General features: G+C 67.7%; 13 protein-coding genes, 1 tRNA gene and 1 pseudogene. 9 read left to right on the forward strand and 6 right to left on the reverse strand.

Annotated features, from left to right (window positions below):
- Positions 1-123: 123 nt before the first annotated feature.
- Entirely contained in the window at positions 124-1,602 is a 1,479-nt protein-coding gene (locus OG293_RS17950; RefSeq protein ID WP_405999800.1) for a trypsin-like peptidase domain-containing protein, read from the forward strand.
- Positions 1,603-1,721: 119 nt separating this feature from the next.
- Positions 1,722-1,806: transfer RNA gene (locus tag OG293_RS17955), tRNA-Ser, on the forward strand.
- Positions 1,807-2,264: 458 nt separating this feature from the next.
- On the opposite strand, the gene OG293_RS17960 is transcribed toward OG293_RS17955, so the two are convergent.
- On the reverse strand, positions 2,265-2,462 hold the full coding sequence (locus OG293_RS17960; protein WP_406003632.1) for a hypothetical protein: 198 nt from the start codon (positions 2,460-2,462) through the stop codon (positions 2,265-2,267).
- 257 nt (positions 2,463-2,719) lie between these two features.
- The gene (locus OG293_RS17965; protein ID WP_405999801.1) at positions 2,720-3,604 is read right to left on the reverse strand and encodes a methyltransferase domain-containing protein; all 885 of its coding nucleotides are present in this window, start codon (positions 3,602-3,604) and stop codon (positions 2,720-2,722) included.
- 1,180 nt (positions 3,605-4,784) lie between these two features.
- Between OG293_RS17965 and OG293_RS17970 the strand changes: the two genes are divergently transcribed.
- The 7 genes from OG293_RS17970 to OG293_RS18000 all read left to right on the forward strand — a co-directional run bounded on the left by OG293_RS17970 (position 4,785) and on the right by OG293_RS18000 (position 11,861).
- A complete protein-coding gene (locus OG293_RS17970; protein WP_405999802.1) occupies positions 4,785-6,170 on the forward strand; it encodes a Tat pathway signal protein in 1,386 nt (461 codons plus the stop codon).
- 31 nt (positions 6,171-6,201) lie between these two features.
- Positions 6,202-6,678, forward strand: coding sequence for an SAM-dependent methyltransferase (locus OG293_RS17975; protein WP_405999803.1), 477 nt, complete (start codon positions 6,202-6,204; stop codon positions 6,676-6,678).
- A 390-nt stretch (positions 6,679-7,068) separates the two neighbouring features.
- Positions 7,069-7,221, forward strand: coding sequence for a hypothetical protein (locus tag OG293_RS17980; protein WP_405999804.1), 153 nt, complete (start codon positions 7,069-7,071; stop codon positions 7,219-7,221).
- Between the two features lie 413 nt (positions 7,222-7,634).
- Positions 7,635-8,207, forward strand: coding sequence for a hypothetical protein (locus OG293_RS17985; protein ID WP_405999805.1), 573 nt, complete (start codon positions 7,635-7,637; stop codon positions 8,205-8,207).
- Between the two features lie 284 nt (positions 8,208-8,491).
- The gene (locus tag OG293_RS17990) at positions 8,492-8,812 is read left to right on the forward strand and encodes a peptidase inhibitor family I36 protein (RefSeq protein WP_405999806.1); all 321 of its coding nucleotides are present in this window, start codon (positions 8,492-8,494) and stop codon (positions 8,810-8,812) included.
- A 1,008-nt stretch (positions 8,813-9,820) separates the two neighbouring features.
- Positions 9,821-11,245, forward strand: coding sequence for a fibronectin type III domain-containing protein (locus OG293_RS17995; protein WP_405999807.1), 1,425 nt, complete (start codon positions 9,821-9,823; stop codon positions 11,243-11,245).
- Positions 11,246-11,306: 61 nt separating this feature from the next.
- Positions 11,307-11,861, forward strand: coding sequence for a hypothetical protein (locus OG293_RS18000; RefSeq protein ID WP_405999808.1), 555 nt, complete (start codon positions 11,307-11,309; stop codon positions 11,859-11,861).
- 61 nt (positions 11,862-11,922) lie between these two features.
- On the opposite strand, the pseudogene OG293_RS18005 reads toward OG293_RS18000, so the two are convergent.
- The 4 genes and pseudogenes from OG293_RS18005 to OG293_RS18020 form a co-directional block, all read right to left on the reverse strand.
- Positions 11,923-12,402 (reverse strand): annotated as a pseudogene (locus OG293_RS18005) (bifunctional DNA primase/polymerase); the annotation flags it as partial.
- 74 nt (positions 12,403-12,476) lie between these two features.
- A complete protein-coding gene (locus OG293_RS18010; RefSeq protein WP_331752455.1) occupies positions 12,477-12,920 on the reverse strand; it encodes a DUF6262 family protein in 444 nt (147 codons plus the stop codon).
- Positions 12,917-15,064, reverse strand: a complete 2,148-nt coding sequence (locus OG293_RS18015) for a tyrosine-type recombinase/integrase (RefSeq protein ID WP_331752457.1) — start codon at positions 15,062-15,064, stop codon at positions 12,917-12,919. Before OG293_RS18015 ends, OG293_RS18010 begins: the two co-directional genes overlap by 4 nt.
- Complete coding sequence (locus tag OG293_RS18020) at positions 15,057-16,244, reverse strand: tyrosine-type recombinase/integrase (protein WP_331752458.1); 1,188 nt, start codon at positions 16,242-16,244, stop codon at positions 15,057-15,059. The genes OG293_RS18015 and OG293_RS18020 overlap by 8 nt, the downstream gene beginning before the upstream one ends.
- Between the last annotated feature and the right edge of the window lie 62 nt (positions 16,245-16,306).

Consider the following 16,306-nt stretch of genomic DNA (forward strand, 5'->3'; position numbering starts at 1 on the left):
GCGGCCTGACGTGCTATGGGAAAAGCTGTCGGAAGACATTGACGACAGTTGCAGAGTGGAAGCTCCGGAAAGCGGACAGCGGCCTCTTGCCGAAGACTGACGTGGAACCTGAGGAGAAGAGCTGTGAGCACCGAGAACGAGGGCAACGAGGGCATGGCGGTTCCGGCCGCCCCGTCCGTACCTCCTGTGCCGGCCACCGCTCCCGAGGGCACGCGTGCGTCCACAGCGGGAGACGGGACCGCGTACCCCACAGAGCCGGCAGTGGCCGCGGCCGACCGGTCCGAGCACTCCCCCCAGCCCGAACCGGCCACCGAACCGCTGCCCGGTCCCGTACCCGCCGAAGCGCCGACGGCCACCGACCACCAGGGAGCCGACTGGCCCCCGCCCCCGCCCGCACTCCCCTCCTACGGAGCCGGTGACAGCGGTGGCGGCCCGGTCTGGGGAGCTCCGGCCGAGGCGCCGCAGCCCGGCCGCAAGCGCCCCGGCGGACTGGTCGCCGCGGTCCTCGTCGCCGCGCTCGTCGTGGGCGGAGTCGGCGGCGGCATCGGCTACTGGGCCGCGGAGCACAACGACGACTCCATCGTCTCGACCACTGTTTCCGCCGTGGAAGGCCCCAAGGACTTCAAGCGCGACCCGGGCACGGTCGCGGCGGTCGCGGCCAAGGCGCTGCCGAGCGTGGTCACCATCGAGGCGAAGGCGGGCGTCGACGGCACCGGCGAGAGCCGGGGCGGCACGGGCACCGGCTTCGTGTACGACAAGGAAGGCCACATCCTCACCAACAACCATGTGGTGGCCTCCGCTGCCGACGGTGGCACCCTGTCCGCGATCTTCTCGAACGGCAAGAGGTACGACGCCGAGGTGATCGGCCGGGCGCAGGGCTACGACGTCGCCGTACTGAAGCTGAAGAACGCGCCCTCGGGGGTGAACCCGCTGGCCCTCGGCAATTCCGAGCAGGTCGCTGTGGGCGACTCGACCATCGCGATCGGCGCGCCGTTCGGCCTGTCGAACACCGTCACCACCGGCATCATCAGCGCGAAGAACCGCCCGGTCGCGTCGGGGGACGGCTCCAGCGGCAAGAACTCGTACATGAGCGCCCTGCAGACGGACGCCTCGATAAATCCGGGCAACTCCGGAGGGCCGCTGCTCGACTCGCGGGGCGCGGTGATCGGCATCAACTCGGCGATCCAGTCGACGGGCAACGGCCTCGGCCAGACGCAGGCCGGCTCGATCGGCCTCGGCTTCGCCATCCCGATCAACCAGGCGCGGAACGTCGCGGAGCAGCTGATCAAGACGGGTAAGCCGGTCTACCCGGTGATCGGCGCGACGGTCGACATGGCGGGCAGGCAGCCGGGCGCCAAAATCGCCGTCGACGGCGCGGGCGGCACCCCGCCGGTGACCCCGGACGGACCGGCGGCGAAGGCCGGCTTCCAGGCGGGCGACGTGATCACGACGTTCGACGGCAAGCCGATCGACAGCGGCCCGACGCTGATCAGCGAGATCTGGAACCACAAGCCGGGCGACAAGGTGACGATGACCTACGAGCGCGAGGGCAAGGAACACAAGGCGGAGGTCGTCCTCGGCAAGCGCACGGGCGACAGCTGATCCACTGCCCCGGGGCGGCGCACTCGGCGGCGCTCCACCGGGGAGTGGGAACACGGCTGCGAGGCACGACGTGGGGCCGGTAGTCTGTAGCCCGCTCCGCCGCAGGTGGCCGGGGCGAGGGTGGGTTGCCCGAGCGGCCTAAGGGAACGGTCTTGAAAACCGTCGTGGCGCGAGTCACCGTGGGTTCAAATCCCACACCCACCGCAGCAGGTCAGCGTAAGAGCTGGTCAGAAGGGGCGTCCCGCGTCAGGGGCGCCCCTTCGTCATGGGTCCTGTCTCATGCTGAACCGCCCCCATGACGCTTTGGATCACCGCGTGTGGACCAGGCGTGGATCAGATTTGCTGCCCGCTCGGGGGCCTGTCACCAGGCAATGTGGGCCATGCATGGGCCAGCGGGGCCGCTGGCCCATGCAAATGGGACAGTGTCGTCCTGCCCGAGATGCGGGAAGGGCGACGCCTCGCGAACACACGTGGCTGGCGGCTGCTCCTCGGCAACGGCTTCGAGAGTCGAGCGCTGCCGACTGCGTCGAATGGCCTTGCATAGAGGCGGTGCGAGCTCGCTAAGAGATCGTCTGCAGTACGCCGCGTCGCCAACCGTGCAATAGGTCGCCAACCGTTCAACAGGAGGTGTCTGCTGCACGGCTCTGCTGCCCCGTGATGGGTCAGTCGGGCAGGGGAACACGGATGACGGGGTCGAAGGGGCGCTTGTTGAAGCCGGCGCGCACATTCCGGCAGTCCGGCGCCTTGCACATGAAGAACCCCTCGACGTTCTTGCGGCTTGTGTGCTCCTTGAGCCAGGTCTTCTCCAGGGCAGTGAGAGGACGATGTGGTTCGTCGGAGTCGCAGGTGTAGCAAAACATCGTGTTGCGTGGCACGACACCTCCTGAGACGGGCGGGCAGGCCAAGCCAGGAGCATACGGAGACATGTTAGGCGACATACAGCAGGCAACCGGCCGTCGCAGGGCAGAGGGCGGTTGCACGTGCACCACGTCCGGTGACGTGCAGGGCCTAGGCGCGGGGGCGTTGGCATTGGCCTAGGCTTCTGCGGCCGCGCGTCCGGACCACCCCCGTTGCTGTCCAGGCCGAGGGGTGGTCCGGTCATTCAGTTGTCGAGCGGTCAGCCCACCAAAGGCACCGGGTGATCCGGAGCGTCGAGCCAGGCGGTTTGCCCTTCCGCCGTAACGGTGAGCCCGAACCGTCCGAAGCCAGGCCGGCCGGACAGGTCCCACCAGTGCCAGGCCGCCTCCACCTCGTCCCACAACGAGCGGTGCCCGGACTGATACACCGTCGCCTTCCGTCCGTGATCGCAGAACGTCACCGCCGCCCAGGAGCGGCACGCCGAGCTGTAGAACCACACCGGCTGACTTCCGTGCCGCTTCTCCGCGACCGCGCGTACGCAGTCGCGTACTTGCAGCCCCACAGCGAATGCAGCCGCATCGAACTGCTCCACGCCGAAGTCCTTGGCGCTGATCACCGTGGAGGAACGGGCTGCGCTCGTGATCGCTCCCTCCGGGACGTATTCGCTGTGCTCCGGCCACGCAAGACGCTGCGCACGGAGCTTCATGAACTCCACCGGATGCAGGAACCGGCCCGACGCGCTCTGCCCGTCGTCCGCCACCGTGAGTCGCACCGTGGCATCCAGATGCACATAGTTGGTCCCCCATGGGGCGAGGATGAGGCCACCTGGCCTGGTCTGCTCCACCCAGGCGAAGGGCAACCCGCGCAGACCGCAGGTCGCGATGATCCGGTCATAGGGGGCATCGGCCCGATGGCCCTGGAGACCATCACCCGTCACCACACGCACCGGCAGTCCGAAGCGGCGCAGCGCCTCACGGGCGGTATCGGCCACGGCCGCGTCCACCTCGATGCTCGTCACGTTCTCCAGCCCCAGCCGGTAGGCGAGGAGCGCGGCATTCCATCCGGTGCCCGTGCCGATCTCCAGCACCTTCATTCCCGCGCTGACCTCAAGATCGCGCAGCATGGAGAAGACCACCGAGGGCATGGATGCCGAACTCGTCGGCATCACACCAGGCGCAGCGCCGTCATGCTCCCCATCGTCCCACTGCGTCACCACAGGGACGTTGGCATCGGCGTATTCCTGCCACACAACCGGATCATCCTGGCGGGACACACGGAGGCTGCCACCGGATGCCATGTCATGAGGCCAAACCACACTCGGTAGGAACGCTGCCCTTGGGACAGCAGCAAACGTGGGCATCCAGTCCGAGGACAAGCCACCGGATCCGAGCAGGGAACGGCCCAGGTCGGACCGCCCCCCGTCGTAGTCGGTCGTCGTCACCGGTCAGGCCACCGAGCTGGGGCCGCCGTCGGGCGAAGGCGGCGTGGGAGGGACGGGCCACGGCTGACCCGGTAACCCGTCGCCACCGCCACCGCCGCTGTTGTCGAACCGAGCGTTCATGCTCATCTCTCCTCTACTCATTGCGACTTACAGTTCATCCGCGACGCACCGTGTCCCGGGGCCGAGGGCGACCTAGAGGTAGGACCCCATGGCTGTGCCCGCGCCGACCACGAAGCCGCACGAGCTGCTGCTAGCGGTGATCAACAGCGGACCGGCCAGCCCACACACGGCAGACCAGAAGCGCTTCATCGCGCTGCCTGTCATAACGCCGTCTCTCGCTCAGACTTGAGGGGCATCAGCGACCGGGCGGGCACCCTGCGCCGAATCACACACTGTGGGCACTCACACGCCGGGTAGCGCATCGGCTCATTCATAAGCACCACCGGCTCTCCCTCACGCACGATCGACGACTGCTCCCACGTCTTTCCCGAATCACGGGAAATCCGGAGAGTCATCAACGGTCGCCTCTCTGTCCCGCTGGACCTCATCACCTGTGGCCTCCCTCCGAGGGACGTCTGTGCCCAGTCCATCGACACAGAGAGCGCTCGGCTGAGCGCCTGGCGGATCCCCTCAACCGAGTCCTTGACGGACACAAAGAGCTAACCGCGCCAGGCCATGCCACGGGTATGGGAAAAGGGACTGAGGGTGGTCAAAGTGGTCAAAGACCATCCGCAAGGTCGCCAACCTGACTGACATCACGCCAGAACCGGCCGCATGCAGAGACGTTGCTCGTAACGTTGGCCATCAACACGCGGGTGTGCACATGCCGCAGACGCGGGTAGGTCAAACTGATCAAAGATCGTTCACCGATCGGGGGCTCATCTTGGCGCGCGAACGAAACGAGAGTCTCGCCGCGCTGTTAGCGGAAGCAGGCTGGTCACGGGCCCAAGCGGCGAGCGCGTACAACCGCGTCGCGTTAGAGAACAACCTGCGCGATCACGCGAAGATCGGCCGCTCGCACATCAGCATGTGGGTGGGCGGCACCAAGCCCTCAGGACCCGCACCTCTAATCTTGAGCCAGGCACTGTCCCGTCGTCTGAAGCGTGTCGTGACACCGCAAGAGATCGGGTTCGCAGTTCCCACCTCGCCGGCGCAGGGGGCGCCGGAATGGCGCGTTGATCCTCTGATCGCGCTGACCGACTTGGGGAGATCCGACTTGGACGCGGACCGACGCAGACTCCTGACGAGTGCGGTGTACTCAACCGCGGCCCTGGCACTCCCGAACGATGCGTGGTGGGCGTCGATGGCGCAGCCACCCGCCGACCGTGCGGTTGGGAAACAGCGCGTCGGCCGTGGCGATGTCGCCACGGTTCAAGAACTGACCGTCGCGTTCTCACGCATGGACCAGAGCCGCGGTGGCGGCCGCGGACGCAAGGCTCTGGTGCAGTACCTGCATTCCGACGTCCAAGACTTCTTGCACGGCCGCTTTCCCGACGAGCAGGTCAGGCGCGAGATGTTCTCTGCCGCCGCCGAGTTGTCATACCTGTCCGGGTGGATGGCATTCGACAATGGCGAGCACGCGGTAGCCCAGAAGTACTTCGACCTGGCCGTGAAGCTCGCCGCGCGCGCCGCCGACGCCCCGCTGTCCGGGCACATCCTGCGCGCCATGGCACACCAGGCCATCGATCTCGGCTTCGCTCGTGAAGGTCTCCAGCTCGCGGAGGCTTCCGTGCATGGAGAACGGTACGCCGCCGCCACTCCCAGGGAGCGGGCCCTGCTGGGCGTGATCCATGCGCGCGGTCTGGCCGCGAACGGAAAGAAGCAGGCAGCGGCGAAGGCACTGTTGCGCGCGGAAGACGACCTGGCCGCGGCGAGCGAGGGGATACGGGAGCCGAACCGTACGTTCTTCTTCGGCGAGGCAGCACTTGCGCACGAGACGGCCTGCACACTGCGGGACCTCGGCGATCGGCCTCGGGCCATTCGCGAGTTCCGCCACTCCGTCCGCACCCGCGGCGCAGCGTTCCGCCGAACCCATGCGGTAACCCTCGGTTACCTCGGCGCGACACAGATTGCAGGTGGGAGCGTCGAGGAGGCATGCGCGACCTGGGGCAGCGTCCTGGACGCGATGGAGGACGGGATCTACTCCGGCCGAGCACGCCAGGCAGTCGTGGACATGCGGCACCTGCTGTCCCCCTACCGACGCCGCGGTATCCCCGCTGTCACCGCATTGGACGCCCAGGCAACGGCCTATCTGACCCAAGTAGATTGATCGCGTCACGCCACGGGATGAGGGGAAGCTCATGACGCAGTCGCTGGAGATCAAGCCCATCGGCATCGTGGTGGGCGGACGCGTCGAGCCAACAGACGACCACTGGGGCGAGACAGCGATCATCCGGCTCAACCCCGACTTCCCCGTCGAAGTGGTCCAGGGGCTTGAGGAGTTCTCACACCTCCTCGTCGTCTGGCACTTCCACAAGGCATCTCCCGACGACGTCGCCTTGCACGCGCGCAGCCCACGCAACAACCCCAAGTGGCCCGCCACGGGCACGTTCGTCCACCGCAACCACCGCCGCCCAAACCAGCTCGCCGAGTCATTCCCCCGCCTGATCAAGGTCGACGGCCTTGACCTCCAGGTCGCGGACCTGGACGCCATCGACGGCTCACCGGTCATCGACCTTGCACCGTTCTTCAAGGAGATGGGCCCCCGAGGGGAAGTACGGGAACCCAGTTGGCCAGCCGAAATGCTTGAGGATTACTGGGCGTGTACGGACCTCTGACGCGTGCAGAAGGACCATCTCCGCGGCGTCGCAGAGAGGTCTCTGAAACTTCGGCGCGCGCTCGTACGCGGTGTCCGGTTTGCGAGGCACCGCACGTGTTGTGAGGCACCGCACGTGTTGTAGGGAGCGTCCCCCGAGCCCGCGCTAATCCTGCGTTGCTTTGTAAGCTTGGTGCTGCTCACGGAGCGGCCTTTGCCGGTCAAAGAGCGTGCTACGGCGGTGAGCCTTCCCTGCGCCTGCCTGCACCGCCGCGCACCCCAATTGACCTGCTCGATCTGGCACCTGGTTGACCGTCTCTGACTGCTCGATCACCCGGTCTCGCCGACATCTGCTTTATAGTTTCGCCCGGGCCGCTGTCGCGCCTGGACACGCCCAGGTGTGCTGCTCGGTGTGGCCGGCGAACAGACAGCAGCCCTCGCCGTCCGGCCCCGGGGCGACCACCGGGCAGTCCGGCAGCACGACCAACTCCACCTCGGTCCTCCCAAGCCAGCGGAGCCACAGCGCGGTCCCGTACGCGCCGAGGTCGTCGAGGAGGCCGCGTAGTGCTCACCATCGTCGTGAGTGGCCAACTGGCACTGCGCGGCCCCGTCGACGCACTCCGCTGCTGACTTCTTCCACGCTTCTCGCACCAGGTCCAGGGGCACCCGGCGCCAGCGCGTACGCCGCATTACGACTCCACCCGAAGGGAGGCCCGGATGCGGCCGTTGCCCACAGTCGTGCTTGCTCAGAGCGGGTGTCGATGGTCTCCCAAGCCGCGCCGAGCACCTCCCGGAAGCCGAGCACCTCCCGGAACATGAAGCGCAGGATGCCGCATCCGGCGTCAGATGTCAGCCACGTCTCGGCATGGCCACGCTTTGGGGAGGTACGCCAGTCGATCCGGCGCAGGCTGTTGACTGCTCAACGATATTTAGGTAAGCCTTACCTCCTTATCTCGTGCTTATCCCTCTGGAGCCCACGTGTCTTCGCCGCCCGCAACCGCCACCCCCGCAGCCCAGCCACGTCCGCTGCGGCTGCATGACTCGTGGTGGACCGTAGGCGCCGTAGCCCTCCTGATCTGCCTCGGGCTCGTCTCTTGCCTCTGGGTCTCCTCCCACCTCCGAGCCGACCCGGCCTTGCGCACCGCTGCTCTCTTCATCCACCTGGCCGCACTCGTGCTGGGGTTCGGCGCGGTCCTGGTAGTGGACTGGCTGGGTGTGCTGTGGCTGCTGGGCCGGTGCAGCCTGCCCGAAACGCTGACCACCGCACAGCGCCTCCATATCCCTGTGTGGGCGGGACTGGCGGGACTGGTCGTCAGCGGCGCCATGCTCCATCCCGACTTCGGCTCCAGTCTCACCCGCATCAAGCTGCTTCTGGTGCTCGTCCTTGCGCTCAACGGCTTGCAGTCCAAGGTCCTCACCCACCGCATGTCCCTGCACGCATCGCCCGCACCGGCACCCTTGATCCTGCTCTGGGGCGCGGTCACAGCGGGCGTCTCTCAGGTGTGCTGGTGGGGAGCGGTAGTCATAGGATTCCTCAACGCCCGGCACTGACCTGCGGCACTTCGCAAGACGCTGGGACCCGGTGGATCTCGTGTCCAGAGTGACCTCTTTGCTGGGCTGGTCCCGATGGCGCAACATGTTCAATTCTGCACCAACTTGCCTCCATGGCAGAGGTGTTGGCGTCTACCTGCCAAGTGACTCGGCTATGCGGGTGGTCATGTCCATTGCAGAAACGATCAAGCCTCATTCGAGGCTGTTTGCGCCGGTTCTCTATGGAACGTTGGCAAACCAGTCCCGCCGGAAACGCCGGCGGGAGGTCAAGAGCGGAGCAATCCATGAGTGCTCAATTGCCGCCCGGCGTAGTCCAGATCACCCCCGACGGTGCGCCGTGTCCGCCCAAGACCCTGGGCCTCTACCAGCACTACAACTGCCAGGGCACGGGCTACGGGATCGGCGCCGGCTACGAAGTGGACCTGAGTCAGCTCCCCCTTCCCGGCGGCGGCAGCATGTCCAAGAACGTCTCGTCATGGGTGAACCTGACGGACAGCGACGTGAAGCTGATCGGCAAGGGTGAGCGCATCCTGAAGGCCGGCGAGAAGCTCGAGGAGCCGGCGGGGTACAACGACACGGTGGAACGAGTCGACTGGGTGGAGTAGAGCCTGCCGACCCATGTGCGGGGCGAGCGTGAGAAGCGGCGCCCGCCCCGCATCGCGCCGGCAGTGGACATGACCTGGCGCCGAGTGTGATGAACGACTCGAAAGCAGTTACTGGGCAGTTGCCCCACCCGTCCGCGGGACCGTCGGGTGCTGCGCGTGTCCGCTCGATCCGCTGGTATACGTCGGGCGGCGAGTCACCCCGCGCCTGGACGGCACTGTCCTTCAAGACCTCGATCAGCACGTGAAAACCGTCGTGGCAGCGATGCCGACGTGGATCAAATCCCACATTCCCCGCAGATGAAACGGCCCCTGACCGGGTGAACTGGTCAGGGGCCGTGCTCATGGGGGCTGCCGTCAGTGACCGTCCTCCCCCCCTGGTTCCCGAGCGGTCGGGCTCGCCATGGGCACGGTCGCCACATGACTCATGGTGAATCGCCCGTACATCCCCTGCGTGGCGACTGCCGCGGCAAGGGGCGAGGAGGGCCGCACGTGAGCGGCTGCGACGACGGCAGGTGAACGGCTTTGGCCGGTGTCCTGCCCGGCCGGGCGATTTCGCCCCTTTGCGGGTTGGGCGGACGACGACGTCTCGCCCCTCGCGCCCGTACCCACGCTGACCTGGACGAGCGCCCCTCGGTGGTTCCACCGCGAACGAAAGTTCCCCGCGCCTCGTCCCTGAGGCTGACGCGGGCAACGTTCGTTCGCCTTTGACTCCCAGTCACCTGATCGCAGGGAGGTACGGCGAGACCCGCCGCGTCGAGCCCCGGCAGGGGGACCGGCCGCCTGACCGACACGTGGAACCGGTCGGTTTCCCCGAGGCAGCGGACCCGCAAAACCTATGGCGTTCCGCGTTTCCGCATGTGCTGTCCCGCGCCTGAGCTGCGCGGCGGTGGTGACCGCTCCGGCTTGCCGATGTGCACCTGGAGCGGTCGCCCCGGCCGACGGCCACGACGTCCTGGCTTCTGCGTCTTCTGTGCCCTCCGTGCCCAAAGGATTGGACACACCCCCACAATGAACAGAAAAACAGCGCACGATCATCGCCGCAGGAGGCCGAGGCTGGCGCTTGCGGCGCTCGGGCTGATAGCGGGTACGACGGCCGCGGCCATCGGTATCGGCACCGCCCTAGCGGGCAGTCCGGAACCGGACGACCAACCGCGGAAACCGGCTGTCGAAAGGCAGGCGGGGGAGGAGGGAGAGCCCAAGCCCCTGGGCGAGCCCCCGAAGAACGAGCCCAAAAAGGGCATGGTGTACAGCGGCCTGGAAGCCGCGCCAGCGGGCGACGCCTGTGTGGGGATGTACCGGGTGTCCGACACCGACCAGTGCACTCATGGCCCGGATGAGCCGCCGCAGGGCGTCGACATCACGAAGGACACACCTCCTGTGGGAGACACGGATCCCGGTGCCCCGCGAAGTACCGGCGATACGGCGGCCGCGGCGCTGGCCGCACCCGACGCCAAGCCGGCGTGCATCGGAGACGGAACCTCCGGCAACAGGGTGGAAGTGCTCTACGTGCACCTCCCAGGACAGAGCCGGCTCCAGGAGTACAAGACCTCCTTCAAGCGATGGGCCTCGGAGGCCGACAGCATCTACAACGCCAGCGCCGAGGAGACGGGAGGCAAGCGCCGCATCAGGTACGTCACGGAGGCCGACTGCACCCCGAAGATCACGGACGTGGAAGCGCAATCGCTCCAGACCTTCAGCGCGACCAACCGCGAACTGGCCGACAAGGGCTTCAACCGGCGTGACCGCAAGTACGTGATCTTCGCCGACATCAACGGGATCTGCGGCATCGGCACCTTCGAGGGCGACAACCAGCCAGGGCCGGACAACAGGAGCAACTTCGGGCCGTCCTATGCGCGGGCCGACTCCGGGTGCTGGGACGGGCACACCGTGGCCCACGAACTCGGCCACAACCTGGGAGCCGTCAACAACAGCGCTTCCAACAGCACCAGGAACGGTCACTGCGTGGATGATTATGACGTCATGTGCTATTCGGACGGGCCGGGTGTGGGTATGAGGATCCTCTGCCCCGACCGCGCCCACGAGAACCGGCTGGACTGCAACCACGACGACTACTTCCACACCTCGCCCAAGCCGGGGAGCTATCTGGCAACCCACTGGAACGTCGCAAACAGCACGTTCCTGTCCAAGGGCGAGGGTACGGGCCCTCCCACCGGTCCCGAAACCGGCCCGAAACCCGTGGCGACCAAGGTGACCGCGACGTCCGCCACGCTCACCTGGAGCAAAGTCCCGGCGGCCGAAGGGTACAACGTCAAGGTCAACGGCAAGGTCTTCCGCAATGTCCGTAAGCCTGTACTGCGCCTGACGTCCCTGTGGCCGGGCACCGCGTACAAGGTGACAGTCGCCGCGGTGAAGGCCAAGAAGCCGTCAGCGCCTGGCCCGGCGGTCACGTTCAAGTCCAAGGAGTCCAGGTGAGCGCCTCCTTGTCACCGATGTGCCGACGCTCTCCCCGGCTTGTCGGGGAGGTGTGGCGACAGTGCCCGGGCGGGTAGCGACGGGAGCGATGTCGGCCCTGCTGGCGGGGATCGCGGTCCTCGGCGGAGCGTCCCCGGCGTCATCGCACGACGACACGATCGTGTTCACCGTCGAAGACGGACGTGCGGGAAGAATCCTGGCGCTGGCCACCTACGCAAATGACAAGGACCCGGTGACCGACAACGTCGTCGGGACGATGACGGCTCAGTCGCCCGACGGACGTAGGGCTGGTCCGTGGCCCCTGACGCGGGTATCCGGCACGCCGGGCGGATACACGACGAAGGATGCGTTGCCCGAGGGACAGTGGCGCGTCACCGTACGGAGCGCGTTCCCCGAACTCGGCTACGGAGTAGGGAGCGTCACAATCGCCGCGCCCGCGAGGCACTCGGCCCACCGTGACCGACCGCCCGTCCCGGCACCGGCGTCCTCGCCCCGACCCCAGGCCGACGTTGGAGGCGGCATGCAACAACTCGGCGGGTGGCTCGCCCTCGCCGCTGTCGCCACGGTGGCCAGCGCCTTGCTGGCCCGGCACAGAATGCGCAATCGCGGCCGCTGAGGCCTCGGCGGTGTGCGGGAGGGCCCTGACGGCCTCCCGCACACCGTCTCCCGGCCGCCCCTCAATGCCGGCGGCCCGATGTCAGACGCTCCGCCGAGGCGATCGTTGCGCGGGCCTCGTGTTCCGTGAGGCCCGCCCGGACCGCGGCCTCGGCGAGGGCGTCCGCGAGGGCGTCGCCGAAGCCGTTCTCGTAGGCGCGGCAAGCCGCCCAGAACAACCGGGTGTTGCGCTGGCCCTCCTGAGCCGCCAGGACGAACTGGACGAGGCCTTGACCCTGGGGCGGGCGCGATGAGGCGGGCTGGGCGGGGTGCTGGGGACGTCCGGGGGGCGTGATCAGGCGGAGGAGTGCTCGGGGACAGGGCGCGGGGAACAGGTCCGCCGTGCCCGGGGCCAGGCGGTAGGCCCCACGGGCCGTGACCGAGCCAGGGCCGACGAGATAGCCGCCGGCACCGCGGACGTCGATGCCGGGGGCGAGCCGGCTCGCGGAGTTCGGGACGACCACGTCGGGTGGGCCGGTCAGCCAGAGGTGCCGGCCGCCGCTCGTTATCGACGGTTCGATCTTGTTCTGTGTGTGTTTCTGCTGCTCAGCACCTTTCTTCGATCGACACAACGTGGTCAGCAGGGGCCGATGACCTGGGAAGGCGATGGGATGCTTCCGCTGCGGCGGGCGAGTTCGCGGCGGAGGTCGAGGTTCTCGCCGTGGGCCCGTTCCAGGGCATCTCGCAAGGCTTGGGTTTCCTCGCGGTGCTGCTTCTTCAGCCGGGCGATCTGGCTGGTCAGCGCGAGCACGAGGGTGGTCTGCTCATCGGCCGGAGGAGCCGGAGCGGGGATCGGACGTGCCTGAGCTCGGAGGTGTTCGATGCGTCCGCGCAGGTCGGGGTGTCCGTAGAGGAAGGCGTGGGAGACGTTGGCCTCCCGCTGGACGGCCTGGAAGGTGATCGGCTCGCCGCGCTTGATGAGAGCGCGGATCGCCTGCTCCGCGGCCTTCGTTTTGGCCTGCGATTTCGCTTTGGCGGCGGCGGCGAGGGTCTGCGTGCGCTTGGTGCGGGCGTCGGTCACGGCCGGGTCCTTCGGTGGCGGTCGAGGTCGAGGGCGAGGGGAACCGGACCGGTGGGGGCGGGGCCGCAGCCGGCGCCCTGGACCGCGCGGCCGGCCTTGTCGCGGATGGTGTCCAGGAGCCGGGTCAGGGCTGCGTGTTCGGCCCGCCGCTGCAGGAGCCAGACGTTGTCCTCGGGCATGGGACGACCGTGACGTTCCTGGAAGGCCGTGGTTGCGCGGTCGATCAGGGCTTCGGTCTCTGCCAGTTGCCGTTCCAGAGCGGGCTTGTGGGAGGCGTCGGTGACGAAGACTGAGCAGGTCAGGCAGGCATTTCCCTTGTCGCACTTCTGCAGGGGTGGCAGCAGGCACCAGCCGTGGGGCAGGAACCGGTCGGCACGGTTGAACAGGTGAAGACTGTCGTGATCGTTGTGGGAGAGGACGAGTTGGGTGCCGTCTGCCTTCAGCTTGGCGGTGGCCAGGAATGCCTGCTCTGCGTGTTCCTGGCGGGCGGCGATGTAGTGCATCGACATCGAGGGGGTGGCGTGCCCGGCATAGCGCATCAACACATGGACAGGCAGGCCGAGTTCGGCGAGACGGGTGAGCTTGGTGTGTCGGAACCGGTGCGTGTGGCTGAGCTTCACCGGTCTCCCTTTGCTGTCCCGGATCTGGACGATGTCGCTGAAGTTCCGCAGTGCTCGGCCGTAGGTGCCCGAGGAGTAGGGCTTGGTTCCGGCGAGGTTGCTGATGCGCTGGGTGAACAGGAACCTGGGCTCGATGTTCGGGAACTGCTTGCGGACCCACTGTTGCTGTTCTTCGATGACGGCGGCGACTTCGTGGTCGATGAGGATGGTGTCCGGCGCGATGTCGATCTTGCTTTGGGCGTAGCGGAAGCGGATGACCTCGCCGTCTGCGTCTGCTGGACCGTCGGCTGGCGAGAGGCAGTCGAACTCGCAGATCCGGACCTCGCTGGCGCGGCGGCCGGTGAGGATCTGGAGCAGGATCATGCGCATGGCCTGCGGGTCGCCGAATCCCTCGGCTGAGACTTGGGTGCCGTCGCTGCGGGTGACGGTCATGTGCTGGCCGCGTGGCAGGCTGATCAGGGGCAGCGCGGCGGTGATCTGCTCGAGTGCACGGTCATCGACGTAGTGCTCGTCGTTGAGGTCATGCTGCCGGGGCGTGCGCAGGGATGCCTGGTGAAACCAGCTGGCCGCGTGTGCTTCGGTGACGCGTCGCCAAGGCGATGACGGGCCGAGAATTGAACGGGCTTCGGCGGAATATTCAGCAACGAACGCGAACAACTCGCCGACTGCTTGCAGGTCGTTGTTGATGAGACGGGGGTGCACCACGCCCTTCTGTGACCGGTCTCGGGGCCGGTGCCACCGGTTGGCCGGGTCGGCGGCCCAGTGCCGGAACGCGGCCGCCTGGGCGGGCGCTTCCGCTGGGTCGCCGAGCACGTCCGTGGCGTCGTCGAAGGCAACAGCGAGCCACCGGTCGAACCGCACCAGGAGCCGGGCCTGGCTGATGGTGGACCAGCGCAGGGTGCCGGCCTCCAGACTGGTGCCCAGGTGCCATTTGACGGCAGCGCGAAGCCAGGCGTGGTTGATCCGGCCGGGTGTGACACGGCTGTTGTGAGGTTCCCGCGGGGAGATGGGAATCCGCGGATTGCAGCGGGGATGCCACACGTCCAGCTCCCACCAGTGCCCGTCGTGGCAACGCGCGATCATGGCCCAACGGGCGAGTCGGAACACAGCCCGCAGGCGGCTGCGGCAGTGCTCGGGAAGGAGCTTCTTCCAGCGGGTTGCGTAGAACCAACCGAGCAGTGCTTCAGCCGTCTCCCAGCTCATCTCCCGGACTGACGCGGGAAACGGCTTGTTCTCCTTCATCGCCCGGCGCAGAACGAGCGCGAACTGGTTGATCGGCTGGACCGAGGCGGGCGTGCCGTCCACGACTTCCTGCCAGTGCGCCATCCAGGCCAGCTCGACCTGGAAGGTCTCGGGGAGCCCGGTCAGGATGAGATTGTCCTTGTGGGCCCCGGGGGCAGTGCGCCAGTCCGGGATGTCGGGACCGATGACCGGGCCTCGCCAGGCGTCAGGCAGGTCGCGGCGGAGACGCTCGACGGGGTCGATCTGACCGGCCAGGCGCAGCCGGCGGAGATCCTCACTCACTGTCGGCCACCTGCCATCCGCTGGTGTACGACTTCCAGTTCGCCGCGGCCCGCAGAGCCTCGTCCTCCCGGACCCAGCCGTATAGGTCGAGTGTGGTCTGCACGTGTGCGTGACCGAGTCGGCGGGAGACCACCCACTCAGGCGTGCCGGCCAGCAGCAACGCGGTGGCGTGACTGTGGCGGAACCAGTGCGGCGTCCACGACGCCGGTCCGATCTTCTTCTTGCGCAGGGCGGCGGTCTTGTCCCGCACTGTCCCTTCCCGCAGGGCGGCCAACAGCGGGGGCCGGTCCTGGTTCACCAGAAGCGGCGAGTCCGTACCGATCTCCAAGCCCAACTCCGCTGCCCGGCAGGCCAGATGGGTTAGATAGTCGACGAACAGTCGCTCCAGATCGGTGCCGACATAGACCCGTCTCGGGCGCATCATCTTCACCCTCGCGCCGTTCTGGTTGTCCTCGCGCGGCACGATCTCGACGTAGGGCGTGCCGCCCCGGCCCATGACGAAGTCGCTGATGCGCAGGCCGAGGGCCTCGCCCAGGCGCATCCCGCTCTCCGCCAGCAAGGCGAACAGCAGCCGGTCGCGCAGGTTTCCCGCCCACTCGCCGCTGGACGGGTCCGGCCTCGCGCAGCCGTCCAGGATCGCCTGGATCTCCGTCGGCAGCAGCAGCGGCGGTCGTCCGCGATGGCGATGCCGCCGGACTCGGACCAGTGAGGACGGGCTCGGCACCGTGCGGGCATCCAGGTGCGCGAGCAGTCCGCGGGCGGGGGCCCGACGCGGCGTTCCGCGCATCAGCCGGCCCGCGACCGGCACCGAGTAGACCGCCCCCTGCCAGCGGTAGAAGGAGATCAGCGCGGCCAGCCTGGTCTCCAGCGTCTCCGGCGCGGGCGCTTCCTCGGGCGCGACCAGGGCGTGCTCGACGGTGCGGCCGTTGCGCAGCCAGGACAGGAATCCGGACACCGCCGGGACCCCGAGATCCCGCCAGTTCGTGGTCTCGTCGCGCTGTTCGAGGAACGTCCACCACTGGGCCAGCGACGTGGCATAGCCACGGACGGTGTTCGGCGACCACAGATGCCGGTGAGCCTCCAACCACTCCTCGACCGGGGCGACCGTCCGGTACCTCTCGTCGATCACCGTCCACGTACGCCGCCCGCTCTCGGGCCGGACCGCCAAGCTGTGTGCCACTGGTGCTGTTCCGTCTCGTTGAAGAACTCCCGCTGATAGCAATGCATCAACGACGCAGAACG

It is taken from the genome of Streptomyces sp. NBC_00829 (assembly GCF_045161795.1).
Classification (GTDB): Bacteria; Actinomycetota; Actinomycetes; order Streptomycetales; family Streptomycetaceae; genus Streptomyces.

Bases quoted from the DNA above. Each gene is read 5' to 3' on its own strand.
- OG293_RS17960 (WP_406003632.1), bottom strand. From the start codon at position 2,462: ATGTTTTGCTACACCTGCGACTCCGACGAACCACATCGTCCTCTCACT.
- OG293_RS17965 (WP_405999801.1), bottom strand. From the start codon at position 3,604: ATGCCCTCGGTGGTCTTCTCCATGCTGCGCGATCTTGAGGTCAGCGCG.
- OG293_RS17975 (WP_405999803.1), top strand. From the start codon at position 6,202: ATGACGCAGTCGCTGGAGATCAAGCCCATCGGCATCGTGGTGGGCGGA.
- OG293_RS17990 (WP_405999806.1), top strand. From the start codon at position 8,492: ATGAGTGCTCAATTGCCGCCCGGCGTAGTCCAGATCACCCCCGACGGT.
- OG293_RS17995 (WP_405999807.1), top strand. From the start codon at position 9,821: ATGAACAGAAAAACAGCGCACGATCATCGCCGCAGGAGGCCGAGGCTG.